This is a genomic window from Alicycliphilus sp. T452 (genome assembly GCF_054512775.1).
Genome location: NZ_JBTNEH010000010.1, coordinates 98,006 through 121,691 on the forward strand (window position 1 = coordinate 98,006; position 23,686 = coordinate 121,691).

The window sequence follows — 23,686 nt, forward strand, 5'->3', positions numbered from 1 at the left end:
TTCATTTGTATCTCTCGAAAATCCAGACATGACTGCCCAACTGATTGACGGCAACGCCCTCTCGCGCCAGCTGCGCGCGCAAGTCGCCCAGCGCACCCAAGCACTGAAGGCGCGCGGCATCACCCCGGGCCTGGCCGTCGTGCTGGTGGGCGAGAACCCGGCCAGCCAGGTCTACGTGCGCAACAAGGTCAAGGCCTGCGAGGACGTGGGCTTCCACTCGGTGCTGGAGAAGTACGACGCCGGCATGACAGAAGCCGAGCTGCTCGCGCGCGTCGAGGCGCTGAACAACGACCCGGCCATCCACGGCATCCTGGTGCAGCTGCCATTGCCCAAGCACATCGACGACCACAAGGTCATCGAAGCCATCTCGCCCCTGAAGGACGTGGACGGCTTCCACGTCGCGAGCGCCGGCGCGCTCATGGTGGGCGAGGTCGGCTTCAAGGCCTGCACGCCCTATGGCTGCATGAAGATGCTCGAATCCATCGGCATGAAGGACCTGCGCGGCAAGCACGCCGTGGTCATCGGCCGCAGCAACATCGTCGGCAAGCCCATGGCCATGATGCTGCTGGCGGCCAACGCCACGGTCACCGTCTGCCACAGCGGCACGGCGGACCTGGCCGCCATGACGCGCCAGGCCGACATCGTGGTCGCCGCCGTGGGCAAACGCAACGTGCTCACGGCTGGCATGGTCAAGCCCGGCGCCGTGGTCATCGACGTGGGCATGAACCGCAACGACGAGGGCAAGCTCTGCGGCGACGTGGACTTCGACGGCGTGAAGGAAGTGGCCGGCTACATCACCCCGGTGCCCGGCGGCGTCGGCCCCATGACCATCACCATGCTGCTGGTCAACACGCTGGAAGCGGCAGAGCGCCTCCGAGCTTGAACCCCTGCATGGCGACGCCATCTAAACCCGCATGAACAACCCCCTCCTCGACTTCTCCGGCCACATCCCGTTCGATCGCATCACGCCGGCCGACGTGGCTCCGGCCGTGGACCGGCTGCTAGCACGCGCCGACGCCGCGCTGGAAACCGTCACCCAGACGGACTTCCCGGCGCGCTGGGACTCGGTCGCCCGCGTGCTCGACGTGGCCACCGAGGAGCTGGGCCGCTCCTTCGGCGCCGTGAGCCACCTGAGCAGCGTGGCCGACACGCCCGAGCTGCGCGCCGCCTACAACGCCGCCCTGCCCCGGGTCACCGAGTTCTGGACCCGCCTGGGCGCCGACGAGCGCCTGTACGCCAAGTACAAGGCCATCGACCCGGCCACGCTCAACGCCGAGCAGCGCCAGGCCCTCAGCAACGCCATGCGCAACTTCCGGCTCTCGGGCGCCGAGCTGCAGGGCGCGGCCAAGCAGCGCTTCGCGGCCATCCAGGAACGCCAGGCCGAGCTGCAGCAGAAGTTCAGCGAAAACGTGCTCGACGCCACCGACACCTTCGCCTGCTACGCGAGCGCCGATGCGCTCGAAGGCGTGCCCGCCGACGTCGTCCAGGCCGCGCGCGCCGCGGCCGAAGGAGAGGGCAAGGAGGGCTACAAGCTCACGCTGAAGATGCCCTGCTACCTGCCGGTGATGCAGTTCGCCAGGAGCAGCGCGCTGCGCGAGACGCTCTACCACGCCTACGTCACGCGCGCCTCCGACCAGGCCGCGGGCGACGCCGTGCGCTTCGACAACAGCGCCGTCATGGCCGAGATCCTGGCGCTGCGCCAGGAAGAGGCGCGGCTGCTGGGCTACGGCAACTTCGGCCAGGTGTCGCTGGTGCCCAAGATGGCCCACACGCCGGAGCAGGTCACGCACTTCCTGCGCGACCTCTCGCGCCGCGCGCGCCCTTTCGCTGAGAAGGACGTGGCCGACCTGCGCGCCTTCGCCGCCGGGCAGCTGAACCTGCCCGACCCGCAGCCCTGGGACTGGCCCTACGTCTCCGAAAAGCTCAAGGAGGCGCGCTACGCCTTCAGCGAGCAGGAGGTCAAGCAGTACTTCCCGGCGCCCAAGGTGCTGGCCGGCCTGTTCAAGATCGTCGAGACGCTGTTCGAGGTCGCCATCCGCCCCGACCAGGCCCCCGTGTGGAACCCCGCCGTGGAGTTCTACCGCATCGAGCGGGGCGGCCAGTTGGTAGGCCAGTTCTACCTGGACCAGCCCGCCCGCCAGGGCAAGCGCGGCGGCGCCTGGATGGACGACGCCCGCGCGCGCTGGCTGCGCCCCGACACGGGCCAGCTGCAGACGCCCGTGGCGCACCTGGTGTGCAACTTCGCCGAGGGCGTGCAGGGCCGCCCGCCGCTGCTCACGCACGACGACGTGATCACCCTGTTCCACGAGTTCGGCCACGGCCTGCACCACATGCTCACGCAGGTGAACGAGCGCGACGTCTCGGGCATCAGCGGCGTGGAATGGGATGCCGTGGAGCTGCCCAGCCAGTTCATGGAGAACTTCTGCTGGGAGTGGGAGGTGCTCAGGCACATGACCGCCCACGTGGAGACGGGCGAGCCCCTGCCGCGCGCGCTCTACGACAAGATGATCGCGGCCAAGAACTTCCAGGCCGGCATGCAGACGCTGCGCCAGATCGAGTTCGCGCTGTTCGACATGCTGCTGCACACCGAGCACGACCCGAAGGACGACCCGCGGCCCCTGCTCGAACGCGTGCGCGACGAGGTCGCGGTGCTCAGGCCCCCGGCCTTCAGCCGCACGGCCCACAGCTTCAGCCACATCTTCGCGGGCGGCTACGCGGCCGGCTACTACAGCTACAAGTGGGCCGAGGTGCTCTCGGCCGACGCCTACGCCGCCTTCGAGGAAACCACCGGCGAGGACGGCATGCCCGACATCGGGACCGGCCGGCGCTACCGCCAGAGCATCCTGGAGGCCGGCGGCAGCCGCCCCGCGATGGAGTCCTTCAAGGCCTTCCGCGGCCGCGAGCCCACGCTGGACGCGCTGCTGCGCCACCAGGGCATGGCATCATGAAAAAGTGAGCTGCCAGCGCTTTCCAGTCAATGGTTCAAGATTGTTTTCCATCTGAAACCAATGCATGCCAAGCGCCAGCAGCTATGATTTTTGAAATCGGGCAAGACACGAGGAGCACCTGCATGACCGTCATCCGCCATGCCGCCGCGGCGGCCGCCTGCACGCTGCTGGCACTGGCCGCGCAGGCCCAGCAGGTCTACCGCATCGTCGGGCCGGATGGCAGGGTCACGTTCTCCGACCGCCCGCCCGCCGCCAGCGCCGAAACCGCGCCGGTCGGCGCCGGCCCGCACGGCAGCGGCGGCGGCAGCGACGCCCTGCCCTACCAGCTGCGCCAGATCGCCGCGCGCTTTCCCGTGACGCTGTACACCGGCAGCGACTGCGCGCCCTGCGACAGCGCGCGCAACCTGCTCGTCAACCGCGGCGTCCCGTTCACGGAGCGCACCGTGGGCAGCAACGAGGACATCGACGCGCTCAGGCGGCTCAGCGGCGAATCCAGCCTGCCGTTCGGCACCATAGGCGGGCAGCAGCTCAAGGGCTTTTCCGACAGCGAGTGGAGCCAGTACCTGGACGCGGCCGGCTATCCCCGCCAGTCGCAGCTGCCCGCCGGCTACCGCCGCCCCGCGGCAACCCCGCTCGTCGCCGTGCAGGCCAGGCCCGCGGCACCGGCTGCAGAGAACGCGCCGGCACCCGCGGCGCGCACCCCGGCGCCTGCCAAGCCGGCCACCGGCCGCACGCCCGCCAACCCGGCGGGCATCGTCTTCTGATCTTCAGAACTTGAGCGTGCGCACGCCCTGGGCGGTGCCCAGCAGGCACACATGGGCCTTCTGGTGCGCGAACACGCCCACGGTGACCACGCCGGGCCACTGGTTCACCTCGCTCTCGAACGCCAGCGGGTCGCCGATCGCCAGGCCTCGCACGTCCAGGATGTGCTGGCCGTTGTCGGTCACGAGCGGCTGGCCGTCCCTGAGGCGCAGCGTGGCCTGCCCGCCCAGCGATGCGAAGCGCCGCGTGATCTGCGACGCGGCCATGGGAATCACCTCGACCGGCAGCGGGAAGGCGCCCAGCACGCTGACCAGCTTGGACTCGTCCGCGATGCAGACGAAGCGCTGCGCCAGCGCCGCCACGATCTTCTCGCGCGTGAGCGCCGCGCCGCCGCCCTTGACCATGTAGCCGCGGCCGTCGATCTCGTCGGCGCCGTCGATGTAGACCGACAGCGAGGCCACCTCGTTGGCGTCGAGCACCGGGATGCCCAGCGCCTTGAGCCGCGCGGTGCTGGCCTCCGAGCTCGACACCGCGCCGCCGATGCGCTCCTTGACCGCCGCCAGCGCATCGATGAACTTGTTGACCGTGGAGCCTGTGCCCACGCCCACGATCTCGCCGGGCACCACGTAGTCCAGCGCGGCCCGGCCGACCAGGGTCTTGAGTTCGTCTTGGGAGAGGGAGGTGGGTGCAGTCATGGGGGAGAATCGCGAGTGAATCCGCAATTATCCCCATGTCCCTACTTCCCTACGCCCTCGCCCGCCCTTTTCTCTTCGGCATGGATGCCGAAGCCGCCCACGAACTGACCATGGACATGCTGGCGCGCGGCCAGCGCACCCCCCTGCAATGGGCCTGGTGCAATGAAACGGTGAGCGATCCCGTGCAGCTGGCCGGACTCACCTTCCCCAACCGCGTGGGCCTGGCCGCGGGGCTGGACAAGAACGCGCGCTGCATCGACGCCCTGGCCGCCATGGGCTTCGGCTTCGTCGAGGTGGGCACGGTCACCCCGAAGGCGCAGCCGGGCAACCCCAAGCCGCGCATGTTCCGCCTGCCCGAGGCGCGCGCGCTCATCAACCGCCTGGGCTTCAACAACGAGGGGCTGGACGCCTTCATCGCCAACGTGCGCCGCTCGCAGGTGCGCGCCCAGGGCAAGCCCCTGCTGCTGGGCCTGAACATCGGCAAGAACGCCGCCACGCCCATCGAGCAGGCCACGGGCGACTACCTCGCCTGCCTGGAGGGCGTATACCCCCACGCGGACTACGTGACGGTGAACATCAGCTCGCCCAACACCCAGAACCTGCGCGCGCTGCAGAGCGACGAGGCGCTGGACGCGCTGCTGGGCGCGATTGCCGGCCACCGCGAGAAGCTGGCCGCCGCCCAGGGCCGGCGCGTGCCCATCTTCGTGAAGATCGCCCCCGACCTGAACGAGGAGCAGGTCGCCGTGATCGCCGCCACGCTCACGCGCCACGGCATGGACGGCGTGGTCGCCACCAACACCACCATCGCCCGCGACGCCGTGCAGGGCCTGCCTCACGCGGGCGAGGCCGGCGGCCTGAGCGGCGCGCCCGTGCGCGAAGCCAGCAACGCCGTCATCCGCCAGCTGCGCGCCGCGCTGGGCCCGGCCTTCCCCATCGTCGGCGTGGGCGGCATCATGAGCGCCGAAGACGCCGTCGACAAGATCCGCGCGGGCGCCGACGTGGTGCAGATCTACACCGGCCTGATCTACGAGGGCCCTGCCCTCGTGGGCCGCGCCGCGCGCGCCATCCAGGCCATGCGCTGATGCAAGAACAAGGGCCGCACGTGGCGGCCCTTGGCAATGAGGTGCGGTGGCTGGCTCAGCCGCGCCGCATGCGCAGGATGGCAGGCAGCACCACGCCCGCCCAGCGCACCACGCGGCCGGGCCCTGCCAGCGCGGCAACGCCCAGCGCGGCCGCGACCACCAGGGGATGCAGGCGCGCAAAAGTGGCAAGGCGCGCGAGCAGCGGATCCCCGGGGTTCACGCGCCCCGGCGTGGCCGCCGCGGCGCGCGCCTTGCGCATGGCATTGCGGCGCGCGCGCAGGCGCTCGCGCTGCGCCACGATGCGGTCGAGCACCTGTTGCTGCTCCGGTGTGGGTTGAGGTGGGACCATCGGCATCAAAGCTGCTCCTTGATCACATGCCAATCCTGCGCCAGCTCCCGGCGCGTGAGCGCGAAGGCGCTGCGGGCCCGGCGCGCCAGCGACACCAGGGCCACCAGCACGCCGCCGCAAGCCACGCACCACACGCCCGCCAGAACCCAGGCCACCAGCGCGCGCTGGGGCGTATCCCAGAATTGCACCAGAACGGCGGCCGACAGGAACAGCAAAGCCACCACGGCCAGAGCACCGAAGACGACCAGCAGCAACGCCAGCAGCGCCAGGCGGCGCTTGTGCTCGGCCCATTCCAGGCGCGCAAGCGCCATGCGGTCTTCCGCCGCGGCCGCGCCCTCGGAAATGGCGGCGCGCCAGCGCACGGCCAAGCCCTGCAGGTTCAGCAGCGAGGTCCAGTTGATGCGCCCCATCGATCGACTGCCGGCAAGCGGCGCTCAGCGGCGCGCCAGCAGAAAGCCCACCAGGGCGCCCACGGCCAGCGCCGCGCTGGCCACGCGCCAGGGTTCGTCGTGGGCGTAGCGGTCTGCCGCGCGGGCGGCGTCCTTGGCCTGGTCGGCAGCCTGCTGGGCGGCGCGCACGGCGGCGTCGCGCACGGTCTGGACGCCATCGTCGAGGCGCTGGCGCAGCTGCTTGATCTCGGGAATGCCGTCCAGGTCCCTGTTGGCCAGCAGGCCGCGCAGGTCGCCGACCAGCTTCTCGAGCTCGCCCTGGGTCGTGGAGATGGTTTCGGATACGGTGGTCATAGACAAGCCTTTCATAGCAGGAAATAACGGCAAGACGCCATCCATGTCAAACATGTAGGCGGACGCTTCATCTTAGCCCAGCCAGCCCGTTTCCAGAATGACACATGGCCAGGACGTGCTTTTCGTCAAGCGCTTCGGCTGCAGAGCATGTCCGACACATGCGCGCCGATGGCCAGCGCGCTGGTCAACCCGGGCGACTCGATGCCGAACAGGTTGACCAGGCCGGCCACGCCATGCTGGCGCGGCCCCTGGATCACGAAATCGGCCGCGGGCTCCTGCGGCCCGTGGATCTTCGGGCGAATGCCTGCATAGCCCGCGGCCAGGGCCCCATCGCGCAGGCCCGGCCAGTACTTGCGCACCTCGGCATAGAAGCCCTGGGCGCGGCCGGCGTCCACCACCAGGTCGTCCGGGCCATCCACCCATTGCACGTCGGGCCCGAACTTGGCCTGGCCGCCCAGGTCCAGCGTCAGGTGCACGCCCAGCCCGGCGGCCTCGGGCACCGGGTAGATCAGCCGGCTGAACGGTGCGCGGCCGGACAGCGTGAAGTAGTTGCCCTTGGCATACGCCGCCTGCGGCACGTGGGCGGGATCGAGCCCCGCGAAGCGGCGCGCCAGGTCCGGCGCATGCAGGCCGGCCGCGTTCACCACCGTGCGCGCGCTGATGCGGGTGCCGTCCTTTGCTTCCAGATGAATAGCATCTGGAGCACACTGGGCAAGCGCCAGAGGCGAATTCAATGCCAGAAGACCGCCGGCGTTCTCCAGGTCGCCGAGCAGTGCCAGCATGAGCGCGTGGCTGTCAACGATACCCGTGCTGGGCGACAGCAGCGCGGCCACGCATTCGAGCTCGGGCTCCAGCGCCCGGGCCTCTTCGCGCGTGAGCCACTGCAGATCGTCCACGCCGTTGGCGGCCGCGCGCTGCCTGATGCCCTCCAGCTGCGCCTGCTGCCGGGGCGAGGTGGCCACGATGAGCTTGCCGCAGCGGCGGTGCGGCAGGCCGCGCTGCCTGCAGTAGTCGTACAGCATGGCCTTGCCCTGCACGCACAGCCGCGCCTTGAGCGAGCCCTGGGGGTAGTAAATGCCGGCGTGTATCACCTCGCTGTTGCGCGAGCTGGTTTCCGTGCCGATGGCGTTGGCCGCCTCCAGCACCATCACCTCGCGCCCGGCCAGGGCCAGCGCACGCGCCACGGCCAGTCCCACCACTCCCGCGCCGACGACGACGCAATCCACCATCTCGCTCATTGCTTATCCCCTTCGAGGCTTCATACGGGTTTTGGCGATCGAAAAAAGAAAACCCCCTGCAGGCACGCCTTGCAAGGGGTTTGATGTGGTGGGCGATACATGGATCGAACATGTGACCCCTGCCGTGTGAAGGCAGTGCTCTACCGCTGAGCTAATCGCCCAAGGCTTCGACCCGATGGACCGGAGCTTGAAAACTGGTGGGTGATACATGGATCGAACATGTGACCCCTGCCGTGTGAAGGCAGTGCTCTACCGCTGAGCTAATCACCCGTTGCCGCTGTAGCGACAGCCAACGATTATGGCATAGCTTTTTGCGCCTCTGCGCGAGTACGCCAAATTGTTTTGCCCGCGCTCGATTTGTCGATCTGCGCGAGCAGGTCCTCGTGCTCGGCCAGTTCCTGGTCGTTGGCGAGCAGCACCGGCAGCACCAGGCGGCTCAGGTCGACGGCCGCCACCTTCACGCCGCCCTCGCCATCGGCCGTCTCGTCCATGATCAGCAGCGCGTCCTGGCCGCGGGTCAGGTTGATGTAGACGTCGGCCAGCAGCTCGGCGTCGAGCAAGGCGCCGTGCAGCGTGCGGCCCGAGTTGTCCACCTCCAGGCGGTCGCACAGCGCGTCCAGCGAATTGCGCTTGCCCGGGAACATCTCCTTGGCCATGGCCAGGGTGTCGATGACGCCGTCCACGTGCGCGGCCAGCGGCGGCAGGCCCGCGAGCTCGAGCTCCTTGTCCAGGAAGCCGACGTCGAAGCTCGCGTTGTGGATGATGAGCTCGGCACCCCGCAGATACTCCAGAATGTCGTGCACCACCTCGGCGAACTTGGGCTTGTCGCGCAGGAACTCGTTGCTGATGCCGTGCACCTTCAGCGCGTCCTCGTGGCTGTCGCGCTCGGGGTTCAGGTACAGGTGCAGGTTGTTGCCCGTGAGCTTGCGGCTCAGCAGTTCCACGCAGCCCAGTTCGATGATGCGGTCGCCGTTCTCGGCGGACAGGCCGGTGGTTTCCGTGTCCAGGACGATCTGCCGCGACATCAGTGGTTCTCCTTGGCGTGGTTGATGGAGTACCTGGGGATTTCCACCGTCACGTCGCTCTGCGCGAGGATGGCCTGGCACGACAGGCGCGACTGCGGCTCCAGGCCCCAGGCGCGGTCGAGCAGGTCTTCCTCCTCCTCCTCGGCCTCGTTGAGCGACTCGTAGCCCTGGCGCACGATGACGTGGCAGGTGGTGCAGGCGCAGCTCATGTCGCAGGCATGCTCGATCTTGATGTTGTTGTCCAGCAGCGCCTCGCAGATCGAGGTGCCCGCGGGCGCGGTGATCTCGGCCCCCTCGGGGCAGTATTCGTGGTGGGGCAGGATTCTGATGACGGGCATGGCAGCCTAGGTTCCGGTGTCGATGATGGTGTGGGTCAGAGCGTGTCCACGTTCCTGCCGGCCAGCGCCTCGCGGATGCCGCGGTTCATGCGCCGGGCCGCGAAGGCCTCGGTGCCCTTGGCCAGGGCGCTCGTCGCGGCCTCGATGGCGGCCGCGTCCCGGCCCGCCTCGAGCGCCGTGCGCAGCGCCTGCATCAAGGCATCGACGGCCGTGCGCTCGTCGGGCGCGAGCATGCCGCCGTCGGCGTCCAGAGCGCTTTGCGTGGCAACCAGCAGGCGGTCGGCATCGACGCGCGCCTCGACCAGGGCGCGCGCCTGCATGTCCTGCTGCGCCGTGGCGAAGCCGTCCTGCAGCATGCGGGCGATCTGCTCGTCGGAGAGACCGTACGAGGGCTTGACGTCGATGCGCGCCTCCACGCCGCTGGTCTGCTCGCGCGCGCTCACGCTGAGCAGGCCGTCGGCATCGACGGTGAAGGTCACGCGTATGCGCGCCGCGCCGGCGGCCATGGGCGGAATGCCGCGCAGCTCGAAGCGCGCGAGGCTGCGGCAGTCCTGCACCAGGTCGCGCTCGCCCTGCACCACGTGGAGTGCGAGCGCGGTCTGGCCGTCCTTGTAGGTGGTGAAGTCCTGCGCCTTGGCCGTGGGGATGGTCTCGTTGCGGTTCACGATGCGCTCGACCAGGCCGCCCATGGTCTCCAGCCCCAGGGACAGGGGGATCACGTCGAGCAGCAGCAGGTCGCCCGCGGCGTCGTTGCCGGCGAGCTGGTTGGCCTGGATGGCCGCGCCCATGGCGACCACCTCGTCGGGGTTGAGGTTGGTCAGCGGCTCGCGGCCGAAGAACCCGGCCACCGCCTCGCGCACCTGCGGCATGCGCGTGGAGCCGCCCACCAGCACCACGCCCTGCACGTCGTCCCGCCCGATCTGCGCGTCGCGCAGCGCGCGGCGCACGGCCGCGAGCGAGCGCTGGGTGAGCGCGGCAGTGACCGCGTCGAAATCCGAACGCTTTACGTCAAAATGGACTCTTTCGCCCGCCACGTCTGCGCTGAATGCTGCGGTTTCCGTAGCAGTAAGAGCTTCCTTACAGGCCCGCGCCGCCAGGCGCACGGCGGCCTTGTCCTCGGGCCTGCGCGCCTGCAGGCCCAGCTGCTGCAGCACCCAGTCGGCGAGGAGCGCGTCGTAGTCGTCGCCCCCCAGGGCCGAGTCGCCCCCCGTGGCGATGACCTCGAACACGCCCTTGGTGAGGCGCAGCACGGAGATGTCGAAGGTGCCGCCGCCCAGGTCGTACACGGCGTAGATGCCCTCGGCGGCATTGTCGAGGCCGTAGGCAATGGCGGCTGCCGTGGGTTCGTTGATCAGGCGCAGCAGGTTCAGGCCGGCCAGGCGCGCCGCGTCCTTGGTGGCCTGGCGCTGCGCGTCGTCGAAGTAGGCCGGCACGGTGATCACGGCGCCGTAGATGTCGCTGTCGAAGCTGTCCTCGGCGCGAAAGCGCAGCGTGGCCAGGATATCGGCGCTGACCTCGACGGGCGACTTCATGCCCGCGGCCGTGGACAGGCGCAGCATGCCGCCCGTGCCCGGCGCGGCGACGAAGTCGTAGGGTAGTGCCTCGTGCCCGGCGATGTCGGCGAGGTCCCGCCCCATGAAACGCTTGACGGACGCCACCGTGTTCGACGGGTCCAGCGTCTGCGCTGCGGCGGCCTCATGCCCGATATGGCGGGCGCCGCCCGCCAGGTAGCGCACGACCGAGGGCAGCAGCACCCTGCCCTGCGCATCCAGCAGGCATTCGGCCACGCCGCTCTTCACCGCGGCCACCAGCGAATGCGTGGTGCCCAGGTCTATGCCTATGGCGATGCGGCGCTGGTGCGGGTCGGGGGACTGGCCGGGTTCGGATATCTGCAGAAGCGCCATGGAGTGAGTCGAAGGCAAAGGTGTGGAGGCAACCCGCTATTGTCCCAGTTGCTCGCGCCGCGAATCGATGTCCTGCGCAAATCGCGCAATGAACATGAGGGCTCTGACCTCGCGCGCCGCGCCTGCGTAGTCCTGCCGCGCATCGATCAGCTCGCCGCAGCGCGCGAGGGCGGCGCCGCGCGCGGCCCGAGTCTCGTCGTCGAGGGCGTCGAGCTCGGCCATGCCGGTGGCCTCTTCGAGCGCCTCGCGCCACTGCATCTGCTGCATCAGGAAGGCCGCGGGCATGGCCGTGTTGTCCTCGGCGCGTATCGGCGCGCCATGGAGCTCGCACAGGTAGGCGGCGCGCCTGAGCGGGTCCTTCAGGCGCTGGTAGGCCTCGTTGATGCGCACCGACCATTGCATGGCCACGCGCTGCGCGGCCGCGCCCTGCGCGGCGAAGCGGTCGGGATGGGCCTCGCGCTGCAGGTCCTTCCAGCGGGCATCGAGCGTGGCCCGGTCCTGCGCGAAGCGGCGCGGCACGCCGAAGAGTTCGAAGTCGTCGGATTGAAGATTCATAAAAAAAACCGCCAGCGCGGCGGGCGATGGCGGTTGCGGCGCTGGCTCACGGCACGGTCACACGCGGAAGCTCTCTCCGCAGCCGCAGCGGTCGCGCTCGTTGGGATTGATGAAGCGAAAGCCCTCGTTGAGGCCTTCGCGCACGAAGTCGAGCTCCGTCCCGTCGATGTAGGCCAGGCTCTTGGGGTCGATCAGCACCTTGACGCCATGGTTTTCGAAAACGATGTCCTCGGGGGCCTGCTCGTCCACGTATTCGAGCTTGTAGGCCAGGCCCGAGCACCCCGTGGTCTTGACGCCAAGACGCACGCCCAGTCCCTTGCCCCTGCGGGCAAGGTAGCGGGTCACATGCCGGGCGGCGGCTTCGGTCAGCGTGATGGCCATGGTCGTATCAGGCGGCTTCCACGGCCGCTTCGTGCTTGGCCTTGTAGTCGTTCACGGCCGCCTTGATCGCGTCCTCGGCCAGGATGGAGCAGTGGATCTTCACGGGCGGCAGCGCCAGTTCCTCGGCGATCTGGCTGTTCTTGAGCGCAGCCGCCTCGTCCAGCGTCTTGCCCTTGACCCATTCGGTCACGAGCGACGACGACGCGATGGCCGAGCCGCAGCCGTAGGTCTTGAAGCGCGCGTCCTCGATCACGCCGGTGTCGGGGTTCACCTTGATCTGCAGCTTCATCACGTCGCCGCAGGCGGGCGCGCCCACCATGCCGGTTCCCACCGAGTCGTCACCCTTGTCGAACGAGCCCACGTTGCGCGGGTTCTCGTAATGGTCGATCACTTTGTCCGAGTAAGCCATGATGTATCTCTCCTAGTTCAAGCCTGTCGCGCGCTCAATGCGCCGCCCATTGGATGGTGCTCAGGTCCACGCCGTCCTGGTACATCTCCCACAGGGGACTGAGCTCGCGCAGCTTGGCCACGTTGTGGCGGATGGTGCTGATCGCGTAGTCGATTTCTTCCTCGGTCGTGAAGCGGCCGATGGTCATGCGCAGGCTGCTGTGCGCCAGCTCGTCGCTGCGCCCCAGCGCGCGCAGCACGTAGCTGGGCTCCAGGCTGGCCGAGGTGCAGGCCGATCCGCTCGATACCGCCAGGCCCTTGATGCCCATGATCAGCGATTCGCCCTCCACGTAGTTGAAGCTCATGTTCAGGTTGTGGGGCACGCGCTGCTGCAGGTCGCCGTTGATGAACACCTGCTCGATGTCCGAGAGGCCCTCCAGCAGGCGCTGGTGCAGCGCGCGCACCTTGGCCAGGTCCTGGGCCATTTCCAGCCTGGCGAGGCGGAAGGCCTCGCCCATGCCCACGATCTGGTGCGTGGGCAGCGTGCCCGAGCGCATGCCGCGCTCGTGGCCGCCGCCATGCATCTGCGCCTCGATGCGCACGCGGGGCTTGCGGCGCACGTACAGCGCGCCTATGCCCTTGGGGCCGTAGGTCTTGTGCGAGGCCAGGCTCATCAGATCCACGGGCAGCGCACCCAGGTCGATCTCGACCTTGCCGGTGGCCTGGGCGGCGTCCACGTGGAAGATCACGCCCTTCTCGCGGCACAGGGCGCCGATGGCCGGGATGTCCTGCACCACGCCGATCTCGTTGTTCACGAACATGACGCTGGCGAGGATGGTGTCGGGGCGCAGCGCGGCCTTGAACTTCTCGATGTCGAGCAGGCCGTTTTCCTGCACGTCGAGGTAGGTGACCTCGAAGCCCTGGCGTTCGAGTTCGCGCATCACGTCCAGCACGGCCTTGTGCTCGGTCTTGACGGTGATGAGGTGCTTGCCCTTGCCCTTGTAGAAATGGGCCGCGCCCTTGATGGCGAGGTTGTTCGACTCGGTCGCGCCGCTGGTCCAGACGATCTCGCGCGGGTCGGCGCCGATCAGCTCGGCCACATGGCCGCGGGCCTTCTCCACGGCCTCTTCCGCCTCCCAGCCCCAGGCATGGCTGCGCGACGCGGGATTGCCGAAGTGCTCGCGCAGCCAAGGGATCATGGCGTCTACGACGCGGGCATCCACGGGAGTCGTGGCGCCGTAGTCGAGGTAGATGGGGAAATGCGGGGTCATGTCCATGGCTGGCTCAAATAAAAGGCGCTGGCTCGGGGAAGGTCTGGAATCAAACGAAGGCGATTCTGTAGCGGAACACTGCCCGAGCTCTCAGGATTTGGCAAAAACGTTGCCGAGGGCGAACACCGAGTTGGGCGCATTCACGCGGATCGGCTTGACCACCGGCGTGGTCGAGATCGCGCGGCGCGTGACGGGCTTGTCCTCGATCTGCACGCCCTTGGCGAGCTGGTCGTCCACCAGCTTCTGCAGCGTGACGGAGTCCAGGAACTCGACCATGCGCTGGTTCAGCGTGGCCCACAGCTCGTGCGTCATGCAGCGGCCCGCCTCGCCCAGGCAGTTTTCCTTGCCGCCGCATTGCGTGGCGTCGATGGGCTCGTCCACGGAGACGATGATGTCGGCTACGGTAATATCGCCTGCCTTGCGTGCCAGCGTATAGCCGCCGCCGGGGCCGCGCGTGGACTCCACCAGTTCGTGGCGGCGCAGCTTGCCGAACAGCTGCTCCAGATAGGACAGCGAGATCTGCTGGCGCTGGCTGATGGCCGCCAGGGTGACGGGGCCGTTGTTCTGGCGCAGGGCCAGGTCGATCATGGCGGTGACCGCAAAACGGCCTTTGGTAGTGAGACGCATCGCAAGCTCCTTGTCTAGGCTAGATCGTTATCAAAACGCCTTGGGCATGGCCTGAACCGCGCCCTGGCACCGTCTCCGCCCTTTTCACGGAGCATGGCAGCTACCGACCGCTGCCCCGGGGCCCTTCTCTTGCAAAAGGCCCTATTAGTTGAGTAATTGGTGGGAGTATAGCACAAAGTCCCATCAATTTTGTCGGGTAACTAGACTGGCCGGTCGCACTTTCTCCCGATTGGTCACATCACGCCGCGACATGGTCGCCGCCATGGGCGCCAAATACCCGGTCCTTCAGGCGGGCCAGTTCGTCGCGCACGCGCGCGGCCTGCTCGAATTCCAGGTTGCGCGCATGCTCCAGCATGCGTTTTTCCAGCCGCTTGATCTCGCGCGCGATGTCCTTTTCGGACATCTCGTCGAGCTCGGCGTGGCGCGCGGCCTCCTGCTCCAGACGCAGCGCCTCCTGGCCCGCCTTTTCGCTGTAGACGCCGTCAATCAGGTCTCTTACCTGCTTGACAATGCTGCGCGGCGTGATCCCCATTTCCTCGTTGTGTGCGATCTGTCTGGCGCGCCGGCGTTCCGTCTCGCCGATGGCTTTTTTCATCGAGTCGGTCACGCGGTCGGCGTACAGGATGGCCTTGCCGTGCAGGTTGCGCGCCGCGCGGCCTATGGTCTGGATCAGGCTGCGCTCGGCGCGCAGGAAGCCTTCCTTGTCGGCGTCCAGGATTGCGACCAGCGACACCTCGGGAATGTCCAGGCCCTCGCGCAGCAGGTTGATGCCCACCAGCACGTCGAACGCGCCCAGGCGCAGGTCGCGGATGATCTCCACGCGCTCCACGGTGTCCACGTCGGAGTGCAGGTAGCGCACCTTCACGCCGTTGTCGGCGAGGTAGTCGGTCAGCTGCTCGGCCATGCGCTTGGTCAGCGTGGTGATGAGCACGCGCTCGTTCTTCTCCACGCGCAGGCGGATTTCCTGCAGCACGTCGTCGACCTGGGTGCTGGCCGGGCGCACCTCCACCTCGGGATCGACCAGGCCCGTGGGGCGCACCACCTGGTCCACGATCTGGCCCGAGTGTTCCTTCTCGTAGTCCGCCGGCGTGGCCGAGACGAAGACCACCTGGCGCATGCGCTGCTCGAACTCCTCGAACTTGAGCGGGCGGTTGTCCAGCGCCGATGGCAGGCGAAAGCCGTATTCCACCAGCGTGGTCTTGCGCGAGCGGTCGCCGTTGTACATGGCGTTGAGCTGGCCGATCATCTGGTGGCTCTCGTCGAGGAACATCAGCGCATCGGGCGGCAGGTAGTCGGTGAGCGTGCTCGGCGGCTCGCCCGGGGCGGCGCCCGAGAGGTGGCGCGTGTAGTTCTCGATGCCCTTGCAGTGCCCCACCTCGCTGAGCATCTCCAGGTCGAAGCGCGTGCGCTGCTCCAGGCGCTGGGCCTCGACCAGCTTGCCCTCCCTGGCGAAGAACTCCAGGCGCTCGCGCAGCTCCTCCTTGATGGTCTCCACGGCGCCCAGCACCACGTCGCGCGGCGTCACGTAGTGGCTGCTGGGGTAGACCGTGAAGCGCGGGATCTTCTGCTGCACGCGCCCGGTGAGCGGGTCGAACAGCTGCAGGCTCTCGACCTCGTCGTCGAAGAGCTCGATGCGCACCGCGAGCTCGGAATGCTCGGCCGGGAACACGTCGATGGTGTCGCCGCGCACGCGGAACTTGCCGCGCGAGAAGTCCTGGTCGTTGCGCTGGTACTGCATGCGGATCAGCTGGGCGATCACCTCGCGCTGGCCCATCCTGTCGCCGGCGCGCAGCGTCATCACCATGCGGTGGTAGCTCTCGGGGTTGCCGATGCCGTAGATGGCCGACACGGTGGCGACGATGACCACGTCGCGGCGCTCCAGCAGGCTCTTGGTGCACGACAGGCGCATCTGCTCGATGTGCTCGTTGATGGCGCTGTCCTTCTCGATGAACAGGTCGCGCTGCGGCACGTAGGCCTCGGGCTGGTAGTAGTCGTAGTAGCTGACGAAATACTCCACCGCGTTCTTGGGGAAGAACTCGCGGAACTCGCTGTAGAGCTGCGCCGCCAGCGTCTTGTTGGGAGCGAACACGATGGCCGGGCGGCCCAGGCGGGCGATCACGTTGGCCATGGTGAAGGTCTTGCCCGAGCCCGTCACGCCCAGCAGGGTCTGGAACACCTCGCCGTCGCGCACGCCCTCCACCAGCTTGGCGATGGCCTCGGGCTGGTCGCCCGCCGGCGGATAGGGCTGGAACAGCTCGAACGGCGAGTCGGGAAAGTGGACGAACTGCCCGGCGGGTGCGGGCGCGGCAGTGGCGGCTGGTTGCATGGCGGCGGTCAACGACACCCGGACGCGCGTCGTTCATTAAAATTGCGGGTTGACCCGAAAGCCTACTGCACCTGGGGTCACGCGCGAGAAATTCCACCCCCCTCAAGGATTCTTCATGTCTCTGTTTTCTGCCGTCGAAATGGCACCCCGCGACCCCATCCTGGGCCTGAACGAACAATTCGCCGCCGACACCAACCCTGCCAAGGTCAACCTGGGCGTGGGCGTGTACTTCGACGACAACGGCAAGCTGCCCCTGCTGCAGTGTGTGCAGGCGGCCGAGAAGGCCATGATGGACAAGCCCGCGGCGCGCGGCTACCTGCCCATCGACGGCATCGCCGCCTACGACAACGCCGTCAAGGCGCTGGTGTTCGGCGCCGACTCCGACGTGGTCAAGTCCGGCCGCGTGGCCACGGTGCAGGCCATCGGCGGCACGGGCGGGCTGAAGATCGGCGCCGACTTCCTGAAAAAGGTCAGCCCGGATGCCAAGGTGCTGATCTCCGACCCGAGTTGGGAGAACCACCGCGCCATCTTCACCAACGCGGGCTTCGAGGTGGGCAGCTACCGCTACTACGACGCCGCCACGCGCTCGGTGGACTTCGACGGCATGCTGGCCGACCTGAACGCCGCGGCGCCCGGCACCATCGCCGTGCTGCACGCCTGCTGCCACAACCCCACGGGCTACGACATCACGCCCGCGCAGTGGGACAAGGTGATCGAGGTGGTCAAGGCCAAGGGCCTCGTGGCCTTCCTCGACATGGCCTACCAGGGCTTCGGCCACGGCATCGCCGAGGACGGCGCCGTCATCGGCAAGTTCGTCGCCGCAGGCCTGAACATCTTCGTCTCCACGTCCTTCAGCAAGAGCTTCAGCCTGTACGGCGAGCGCGTGGGCGCGCTGTCGGTGGTGGCCAACGACAAGGACGAGGCCGCGCGCGTGCTCAGCCAGCTCAAGATCGTGATCCGCACCAACTACAGCAACCCGCCCACGCACGGCGGCGCCGTGGTGGCCGCGGTGCTGAACGACCCCGCGCTGCGCGCCCTGTGGGAAAAGGAACTGGGCGAGATGCGCGTGCGCATCAAGGCCATGCGCCAGAAGCTGGTCGATGGCCTGAAGGCCGCCGGCGTGAAGCAGGACATGGGCTTCATCACCACGCAGATCGGCATGTTCAGCTACTCGGGCCTGTCCAAGGACCAGATGGTGCGCCTGCGCAACGAGTTCGGCGTCTACGGCACCGACACGGGCCGCATGTGCGTGGCCGCGCTCAACAGCAAGAACATCGACTACGTGTGCCAGTCGATCGCCAAGGTGGTCTGAGCGCCCTCATCACACTTGCCCTCAACCGCCTTCGGGCGGTTTTTTACAGATGCACACACAAGGAACCATCCGCCGCTGGGACTCGGGCAAAGGCTTTGGCTTCATCCAGGGGGCGCACAGCAGCAATGTGTTCTTCCACATCCGCGACTTTCGCGGCACCACGCCGCCAATCGAGGGCATGCAGGTCGAATACGAAGAGATTCAGGTAGGCGGCAAAGGCCCGCGCGCCATGGATGTGCGCCCTCGATCGGCGCGAGTCACATCGTCCACGGCCGCCAGTACCGCGCGCCCAGCCGTATCGCAACCGATGGCGTCTGCCTTCAGTCCCCCTGCCGCAGCGCCCTTGCAGCGTTCTCGACCCGCGGCCAGGCGCCGCACCAGAGCGCAGGCCAGGGACGATGCCCCTGCCGGCGCAGGCCTGGCCATGGTGTTGATGCTGGGCTGGCTCGCCCTGCTGGCCTGGGGCGGCTGGGTGCAGCGTTTTCCACTGTGGCTGCTGGGTGCAATGACAGCACTGAATCTGCTCACCTTCCTTAGCTATGCACTGGACAAGAGCGCGGCCCAGCGCGGCACTTGGCGCACCAGCGAAAAGCAGCTGCACCTGCTCGCCTTGCTGGGCGGCTGGCCCGCAGCCTGGTGGGCCCAGCAATGGTTGCGCCACAAGTCCCGCAAGCCAGAGTTCCGCAGCGTGTACTGGGCCACGGTACTGCTCAATTGCGCAGCAGTGGGAGTGGTGGTGCTGCGACCTGAGCTACTTCATTTTCAATAGCTGCCAACGCCCTAGCAGAGGGCGTTAACAGCATTTTCGGTCTGCAGGCTGCTCAGCGCCGCTTGCGCGGCGGCAGGCCCGTGTGCTGGGACAGCATCTGCCCCGGCCGGGGCTGGGCCGTGCGGAAGCGCACGTCGCCCTGGGGCTCCTGCTGCTCCTGCGGGCGGCGGCGCAGCGCGACGGCCTTGCCGTCCTTGTTGATGGCGTAGCCCACGCCGGGCGCGCTGCCCTTGGACGCGGTGCTGTTCTTCCTGCGCGCGCTCTGGTAGCCGCCATCGACCAGCGGCTGGAACGTGGGGATCAGGTGGTGCTTGCCGTTGCCGATGAGGTCGGCGCGGCCCATGCTCTTCAGGGCCTCGCGCAGCAGCGGCCAGTTGTTCGGGTCGTGGTAGCGCAGGAAGGCCTTGTGCAGGCGTCGGCGCTTCTCGCCGCGCACGGTGTCCACCTGCTCCTCGGCGGCGTCGCGCATCTGGCGGCGCACGCGGGTCAGGGTGTTGCGGCCCGTGTGGTACATGGCCGTGGCGCTGGCCATGGGGCTGGGGTAGAAGGCCTGCACCTGGTCGGCGCGAAAGCCGTTCTTCTTGAGCCAGAGGGCCAGGTTCAGCATGTCCTCGTCGGTGGTGCCGGGGTGGGCGGCGATGAAGTACGGGATCAGGTACTGCTTCTTGCCCGCCTCGGCCGTGTACTGCTCGAACATCTGCTTGAAGCGGTCGTAGTTGCCTATGCCGGGCTTCATCATCTTCGACAGCGGCCCGGCCTCGGTGTGCTCGGGCGCGATCTTGAGGTACCCGCCCACGTGGTGCTGGACCAGCTCCTTCACGTACTCGGGCGACTGCACCGCCAGGTCGTAGCGCAGGCCCGAGCCGATGAGGATCTTCTTGATGCCCGGCAGCCTGCGCGCGCGGCGGTAGATGTTGATGAGCGGGCCGTGGTCGGTGGTCAGGTTCTGGCAGATGCCGGGGAACACGCAGCTGGGCTTGCGGCAGGCGGCCTCGATCTCGGGGCTGCGGCAGCCCAGGCGGTACATGTTGGCCGTGGGGCCGCCGAGGTCGGAGATGGTGCCGGTGAAGCCCTTGACCTTGTCGCGGATGTCTTCCACCTCGGCAATGATGGAGTCCTCGGAGCGGCTCTGGATGATGCGCCCCTCGTGCTCGGTGATGGAGCAGAAGGTGCAGCCGCCGAAGCACCCGCGCATGATGTTGATGGAGGCGCGGATCATCTCCCACGCGGGGATCTTGGTGGCCCCCTCGAAGCCGCCCTTCTCATCGGCGTAGCCCGGGTGGGGGTTGCGCGCATAGGGCAGGCCGAAGATCCAGTCCATCTCGGCCGTGGTCAGGGGGATGGGCGGCGGGTTCAGCCACACGTCGCGCGCCGCCCTGCCCTCGCCGTGCGCCTGCACCAGCGCGCGGGCGTTGCCGGGGTTGGTCTCCAGGTGCAGCACGCGGTTGGCGTGGGCGTAGAGCACGGGGTCGGCCTTGACCTGCTCGTAGCCGGGCAGGCGGATCACCGTCCTGCCGCGCGGCGGCAGCACGCGGCCGCTGCGCCCCCGGGCCGGCAGCGCCGGGTTGGGGACGAACTGCACGGGTTTCAGGTCTTTTTGGCCTTCAGCGCCCTCCAGGAAAGCGCTGGCAGCTATGGAAGAAGGAGCATCCTCCTGCGCGCAGGCCTGTCCCTGGGCCGCGGCCTGCTCGCTCGTGGTCATGTAGGGGTTGATGGGCTCGTCGACGCGGCCGGGCTCGTCCACCTCGGTGGAGTCGATCTCGAACCAGCCGGGCTCTGACGCGCGGCGCACGAAGGCCGTGCCGCGCACGTCGGTGATGCTCTCCACCGGCTGGCGCTGGGCGATGCGGTGCGCCACCTCGACCAGGGCGCGCTCGGCGTTGCCGAACAGCAGGATGTCGCACTTGCTGTCCACCACGATGGAGCGGCGCACCTTGTCGCTCCAGTAGTCATAGTGGGCGATGCGGCGCAGGCTCCCCTCGATGCCGCCGAGCACGATGGGCACGTCCTTGTACGCCTCGCGGCAGCGCTGGCTGTAGACGACGGCCGCGCGGTCGGGGCGCTTGCCGCCCACGTCGCCGGGGGTGTAGGCGTCGTCGCTGCGGATCTTGCGGTCCGCCGTGTAGCGGTTGATCATGGAATCCATGTTGCCCGCCGTCACGCCCCAGAACAGGTTGGGCTTGCCCAGCGCCTTGAAGGCGTCGGCGCTGTGCCAGTCGGGCTGGGCGATGATGCCCACGCGAAAGCCCTGCGCCTCCAGCACGCGGCCGATCACGGCCATGCCGAAGCTCGGGTGGTCCACGTAGGCGTCGCCCGTCACCAGCACGACGTCGCAGCTGTCCCAGCCGAGCTGCTCCATCTCGGCGCGGCTCATCGGCAGGTAGGGCGCCGGGCCGAAGCGCCTGGCCCAGTACGGGCGGTAGCTGGTCAGCGGCTTGGCGTGGCGCGGAAAGAAGGAGACATCGATAGGGGCGTTCATCGGGGGGCCTGCGGGACGGGGCCGGGCATTTTAGGAGGCCCGGGCCATTCGCGCCATGGCCGGCCCGCCCCCATCCTCTACCTGGCCAGCGTCAGCGTGCCCTTCATGAGGGCCGAATGCCCCGGAAACGAGCAGAAATAGCTGTACGGCCCGCCGGCCTTGAGCACGCTGGTGGCGAAGGTCACCGCGTCGGACTCGCCGCCGCCCACGACCTTGGTGTGGGCCAGCACGCGCGTGTCGCCGTCCTTGACGTAGTTCTTGGCCAGGCCGGCCGCCGCGCCGTCGGCCACCACGCCCGGCATGTCGGCCGTCTTGGCCAGCACCCAGTTGTGGCCCATGGACGCCTTGGGCAGCTTGCCCGTGTGCTTGAGCGTAACGGTGATCTGCTTGCAGCTGGCGGGCACGCTGATGCTCGTCTTGTCGTACTGCATGGCGTCATTGCCGCCGATCTCGATGGCGCAGTCGGCGGCCCATGCCGCGTGCGCGCCGGCGCCGGCCACGAGGGCCAGGGCCAGGGGCTTCCAGAGCGTGTGCATGCTGATTCCTCCTTGATGCAAGCCACGCCCGGCTGGCCGGATGCATCAGGCAGACATGTGCCCTGGCCGGCCGCAGGCGGGACGTGGCATTCCTGCATTTCGCAGCGGCGGCCGGGGAAATCAAGCCTGCGAAATGTCACGAAATGGCAGAAAACGTGGCTGGGGTAAGCTCGCGGCCCCCATGCCATACACCCTGAGTGCCCCCGTCCACAGCGAACTCGTCATCAAGAAGAGCCGCTTCATAGGCTGCGTGCAGCCCATGGCGGACCGCGCCGGCGCCCAGGCGGTGGTGGACGGGCTGTGGCGCCAGCACCCGGGCGCGGCCCATGTCTGCTGGGCGCTGCTGGCGGGCGGCCAGTCGGCCGCTGTGGACGACGGCGAGCCCGGCGGCACGGCCGGCCGGCCCATGCTGGACGTGCTGCGCCACCAGGACCTGGAGGGCGTCCTGGCCACCGTGGTGCGCTACTTCGGCGGCGTGAAGCTGGGCGCGGGCGGCCTGGTGCGGGCCTACACCGACACCGTGGCCCAGGCCCTGCTGCAGGCCGAGAAGACACCGCTGCGGCGCATGAGCACCTTGCGGTGCAGCGTGCCCTATGCGCTGGAGGGACTGCTGCGCCGCGAGATCGAGGCCGCCGGCGCCGAGCTGCTGGACGTGGCCCACGGCTCGCAGGTGCTGCTGCAGCTGCGCCTGCCCCAGGACCGGGCCGAGGCCTTCATGGCGCGCATGGGCGACCTGGGGCATGGCCGCGTGGCCTGGCTGGCGCCGCAGTGATGCGCCCGGCGGGGCGGGTCAGCGCAGGCGCGCGGGCGACAGCGCGTCGCGCGTGATGCCTTCGTGCGCCAGGCTCGCCTCCAGCGGCTCGCCCAGCGCCAGCTGCCGGGCCAGCAGGGCCGCGCCCGCCGCGCTCTGTATGCCGTAGCCGCCCTGCGCGGCCAGCCAGAAGAAGCCGGGCACGTGGTTGTCCCAGCCGATGACCAGGTCGCCATCGGCCACGAAGGAGCGCAGCCCGGCCCAAGCGCGGGAGGGGCGCCGGATCTCGAAGTCCGCCACCTGCCCGATGCGGTGGATGCCCAGGGCCACGTCCAGCTCCTCGGGCACCACGTCGTGCGGGGCCACGGGGTCGGCGTTGGCCGGCGAGCCCAGCAGCTGGCCCGCGTCGGGCTTGAAGTAATAGCTCTCGTCGATGCCGATGACGGCCGGCCAGCGGGCCGCGTCCATGCCCGCCGGCACCGGGAATGTGAATGCCGTGCGCCGCCGCGGCTCCAGCCCTATGGGCGGCACGCCGGCCAGGCCAGCGACCACGTCGGCCCATGCGCCTGCGGCATTGACCACGGCACCGGCCTCGACAGTCCCGCCGTCGGCCAGCGTGATGCGCCAGCCCGCCCCCGTGCGCCGCAGCCCCGTCACCCCGGCATCGGTGCGGACCTGGCCGCCGCGCCGGCGCAGGCCGCGCAGGTAGCCCTGGTGCAGGCCGTGCACGTCGATGTCGGCGGCGCCGGGCTCGCTCATGCCCGCGGCCACGGCCTCGGGGCGCAGGCAGGGCACGAGCGCCAGCATCTCCTCGCGCGTCAGGCGGCGCACATGGGGATCGCGCGGCAGGGCCTCGGCATGGGCGGCCTCCAGCAGGCCAAGCTGGTGCGGCCCCGCCACGTACATCACGCCGCGTGGCGTGAGGATGGGCGACGTGCCGAACTCGGGCGGCGGCGCATCGTAGAAGGCCCGGCTGGCCCGCGTGAGCGCCTGGATGTTGGGCGTGCCATAGGTGGCCGAATACAGCGCGGCCGACCGGCCCGTGGTGTGGTAGCCGGGCTGGAATTCACGTTCGAGCAGCAGCACGCGCCGCCGGGCGGCCAGTTCCCAGCCGATGGATGCGCCGGCAATGCCCGCGCCGATGACCACGAAGTCGTACGTTTGCATGGGTTCCGTGCCTGCAAGGAAAGGCGGATTGCCGGTGCTTG

Annotated in this window: 24 protein-coding genes and 2 tRNA genes; 7 read left to right on the top strand and 19 right to left on the bottom strand. The window is 68.7% G+C overall.

Features of this window, described 5'->3' with window-relative positions; translation table 11 throughout:
• Positions 1–28 precede the first annotated feature (28 nt).
• From folD to ACX12L_RS11115, 3 genes are all read left to right on the top strand, one after another.
• Complete coding sequence (folD, locus tag ACX12L_RS11105; RefSeq protein WP_459262607.1) at positions 29–883, top strand: bifunctional methylenetetrahydrofolate dehydrogenase/methenyltetrahydrofolate cyclohydrolase FolD; 855 nt, start codon at positions 29–31, stop codon at positions 881–883.
• Between the two features lie 31 nt (positions 884–914).
• Complete coding sequence (locus ACX12L_RS11110; protein ID WP_459262608.1) at positions 915–2,948, top strand: M3 family metallopeptidase; 2,034 nt, start codon at positions 915–917, stop codon at positions 2,946–2,948.
• A gap of 122 nt (positions 2,949–3,070) precedes the next feature.
• The gene (locus ACX12L_RS11115; RefSeq protein WP_459262609.1) at positions 3,071–3,712 is read left to right on the top strand and encodes a glutaredoxin family protein; all 642 of its coding nucleotides are present in this window, start codon (positions 3,071–3,073) and stop codon (positions 3,710–3,712) included.
• 3 nt (positions 3,713–3,715) lie between these two features.
• On the opposite strand, the gene rpiA is transcribed toward ACX12L_RS11115, so the two are convergent.
• On the bottom strand, positions 3,716–4,405 hold the full coding sequence (rpiA, locus tag ACX12L_RS11120) for a ribose-5-phosphate isomerase RpiA (protein WP_459262610.1): 690 nt from the start codon (positions 4,403–4,405) through the stop codon (positions 3,716–3,718).
• Positions 4,406–4,440: 35 nt separating this feature from the next.
• Between rpiA and ACX12L_RS11125 the strand changes: the two genes are divergently transcribed.
• Complete coding sequence (locus tag ACX12L_RS11125) at positions 4,441–5,487, top strand: quinone-dependent dihydroorotate dehydrogenase (RefSeq protein ID WP_459262611.1); 1,047 nt, start codon at positions 4,441–4,443, stop codon at positions 5,485–5,487.
• Between the two features lie 55 nt (positions 5,488–5,542).
• Here the strand turns inward: ACX12L_RS11125 and ACX12L_RS11130 are convergent, their stop codons facing one another.
• The 15 genes from ACX12L_RS11130 to uvrB form a co-directional block, all read right to left on the bottom strand.
• Positions 5,543–5,842 (bottom strand): hypothetical protein, encoded by a 300-nt coding sequence (locus ACX12L_RS11130; protein WP_459262612.1) that lies wholly within the window; start codon positions 5,840–5,842, stop codon positions 5,543–5,545.
• Positions 5,842–6,237: a phage holin family protein gene (locus ACX12L_RS11135; protein ID WP_459262663.1), complete on the bottom strand. Its 396-nt coding sequence runs from the start codon at positions 6,235–6,237 to the stop codon at positions 5,842–5,844. The genes ACX12L_RS11130 and ACX12L_RS11135 overlap by 1 nt, the downstream gene beginning before the upstream one ends.
• A gap of 33 nt (positions 6,238–6,270) precedes the next feature.
• Positions 6,271–6,579, bottom strand: coding sequence for a DUF883 family protein (locus ACX12L_RS11140; protein ID WP_459262613.1), 309 nt, complete (start codon positions 6,577–6,579; stop codon positions 6,271–6,273).
• A gap of 125 nt (positions 6,580–6,704) precedes the next feature.
• On the bottom strand, positions 6,705–7,817 hold the full coding sequence (locus ACX12L_RS11145) for an NAD(P)/FAD-dependent oxidoreductase (protein ID WP_459262614.1): 1,113 nt from the start codon (positions 7,815–7,817) through the stop codon (positions 6,705–6,707).
• A gap of 86 nt (positions 7,818–7,903) precedes the next feature.
• Positions 7,904–7,978 (bottom strand) — tRNA-Val (locus ACX12L_RS11150).
• 34 nt (positions 7,979–8,012) lie between these two features.
• A tRNA-Val gene (locus ACX12L_RS11155) sits at positions 8,013–8,087 on the bottom strand.
• 26 nt (positions 8,088–8,113) lie between these two features.
• Positions 8,114–8,842, bottom strand: coding sequence for a DNA polymerase III subunit epsilon (gene dnaQ, locus ACX12L_RS11160; protein WP_459262615.1), 729 nt, complete (start codon positions 8,840–8,842; stop codon positions 8,114–8,116).
• Positions 8,842–9,180, bottom strand: coding sequence for an ISC system 2Fe-2S type ferredoxin (fdx, locus tag ACX12L_RS11165; RefSeq protein ID WP_459262616.1), 339 nt, complete (start codon positions 9,178–9,180; stop codon positions 8,842–8,844). The genes dnaQ and fdx overlap by 1 nt, the downstream gene beginning before the upstream one ends.
• 35 nt (positions 9,181–9,215) lie before the next feature.
• Positions 9,216–11,084, bottom strand: coding sequence for a Fe-S protein assembly chaperone HscA (gene hscA, locus ACX12L_RS11170; protein ID WP_459262617.1), 1,869 nt, complete (start codon positions 11,082–11,084; stop codon positions 9,216–9,218).
• Positions 11,085–11,120: 36 nt separating this feature from the next.
• Positions 11,121–11,639 (bottom strand): Fe-S protein assembly co-chaperone HscB, encoded by a 519-nt coding sequence (gene hscB / locus ACX12L_RS11175; RefSeq protein ID WP_459262618.1) that lies wholly within the window; start codon positions 11,637–11,639, stop codon positions 11,121–11,123.
• A gap of 57 nt (positions 11,640–11,696) precedes the next feature.
• Entirely contained in the window at positions 11,697–12,020 is a 324-nt protein-coding gene (iscA, locus tag ACX12L_RS11180; protein WP_013519039.1) for an iron-sulfur cluster assembly protein IscA, read from the bottom strand.
• Positions 12,021–12,027: 7 nt separating this feature from the next.
• Positions 12,028–12,429 carry a Fe-S cluster assembly scaffold IscU gene (iscU, locus tag ACX12L_RS11185; RefSeq protein ID WP_459262619.1) on the bottom strand — a complete coding sequence of 134 codons (402 nt, stop codon included), beginning with the start codon at positions 12,427–12,429 and terminating at the stop codon, positions 12,028–12,030.
• Positions 12,430–12,463: 34 nt separating this feature from the next.
• Positions 12,464–13,684, bottom strand: a complete 1,221-nt coding sequence (locus tag ACX12L_RS11190; protein ID WP_459262620.1) for an IscS subfamily cysteine desulfurase — start codon at positions 13,682–13,684, stop codon at positions 12,464–12,466.
• An 84-nt stretch (positions 13,685–13,768) separates the two neighbouring features.
• Entirely contained in the window at positions 13,769–14,305 is a 537-nt protein-coding gene (iscR, locus tag ACX12L_RS11195) for a Fe-S cluster assembly transcriptional regulator IscR (protein ID WP_459262621.1), read from the bottom strand.
• A gap of 238 nt (positions 14,306–14,543) precedes the next feature.
• On the bottom strand, positions 14,544–16,631 hold the full coding sequence (gene uvrB, locus ACX12L_RS11200) for an excinuclease ABC subunit UvrB (protein WP_459262622.1): 2,088 nt from the start codon (positions 16,629–16,631) through the stop codon (positions 14,544–14,546).
• Between the two features lie 115 nt (positions 16,632–16,746).
• Here uvrB and ACX12L_RS11205 point away from each other — a divergent pair, with 115 nt between their 5' ends.
• Both ACX12L_RS11205 and ACX12L_RS11210 read left to right on the top strand, forming a co-directional pair.
• The gene (locus ACX12L_RS11205) at positions 16,747–17,943 is read left to right on the top strand and encodes an amino acid aminotransferase (protein WP_459262623.1); all 1,197 of its coding nucleotides are present in this window, start codon (positions 16,747–16,749) and stop codon (positions 17,941–17,943) included.
• Positions 17,944–17,992: 49 nt separating this feature from the next.
• Complete coding sequence (locus tag ACX12L_RS11210) at positions 17,993–18,712, top strand: DUF1294 domain-containing protein (RefSeq protein WP_459262624.1); 720 nt, start codon at positions 17,993–17,995, stop codon at positions 18,710–18,712.
• A gap of 52 nt (positions 18,713–18,764) precedes the next feature.
• On the opposite strand, the gene ACX12L_RS11215 is transcribed toward ACX12L_RS11210, so the two are convergent.
• Together ACX12L_RS11215 and azu are read right to left on the bottom strand one after the other, a co-directional pair.
• The gene (locus ACX12L_RS11215) at positions 18,765–21,191 is read right to left on the bottom strand and encodes a YgiQ family radical SAM protein (protein WP_459262625.1); all 2,427 of its coding nucleotides are present in this window, start codon (positions 21,189–21,191) and stop codon (positions 18,765–18,767) included.
• A 77-nt stretch (positions 21,192–21,268) separates the two neighbouring features.
• The gene (azu, locus tag ACX12L_RS11220) at positions 21,269–21,727 is read right to left on the bottom strand and encodes an azurin (protein ID WP_459262626.1); all 459 of its coding nucleotides are present in this window, start codon (positions 21,725–21,727) and stop codon (positions 21,269–21,271) included.
• Positions 21,728–21,908: 181 nt separating this feature from the next.
• On the opposite strand from azu, the gene ACX12L_RS11225 reads away from it, so the two are divergent.
• On the top strand, positions 21,909–22,499 hold the full coding sequence (locus ACX12L_RS11225) for an IMPACT family protein (protein ID WP_459262627.1): 591 nt from the start codon (positions 21,909–21,911) through the stop codon (positions 22,497–22,499).
• Between the two features lie 18 nt (positions 22,500–22,517).
• On the opposite strand, the gene ACX12L_RS11230 is transcribed toward ACX12L_RS11225, so the two are convergent.
• The gene (locus tag ACX12L_RS11230; RefSeq protein ID WP_459262628.1) at positions 22,518–23,645 is read right to left on the bottom strand and encodes an NAD(P)/FAD-dependent oxidoreductase; all 1,128 of its coding nucleotides are present in this window, start codon (positions 23,643–23,645) and stop codon (positions 22,518–22,520) included.
• Positions 23,646–23,686 lie beyond the last annotated feature (41 nt).